A 253-nucleotide genomic window follows, 5' to 3' on the forward strand; every position below is an offset into this window, starting at 1 on the left:
TTAAAACGAAGTCGGATAACAAACAATAAGACCAGCATATGTGGGGCTATAGCTCAGCTGGGAGAGCGCCTGCCTTGCACGCAGGAGGTCAGCAGTTCGATCCTGCTTAGCTCCACCACTTTACTTCTTAAAAATAAATATTCTTTATCGGGTAGCAACATCACCTGAGAATTGAGTGTGTTTAATTTTGAGAAGTTTTTGATTCTCTGCTCTTTAAAAATTTGGAAAAGCTGATAATAAAATTCTGATAAAT

Annotated in this window: 1 tRNA gene; it reads left to right on the forward strand. The window is 38.3% G+C overall.

The window, feature by feature from the left end:
* The first annotated feature begins 42 nt into the window (after nucleotides 1-42).
* A tRNA-Ala gene (locus CWC04_RS19220) sits at nucleotides 43-118 on the forward strand.
* Nucleotides 119-253: the final 135 nt, after the last annotated feature.

This window comes from Pseudoalteromonas sp. S2893, from assembly GCF_005887105.1.
In the GTDB taxonomy this organism is placed as follows: Bacteria; Pseudomonadota; Gammaproteobacteria; order Enterobacterales; family Alteromonadaceae; genus Pseudoalteromonas; species Pseudoalteromonas atlantica.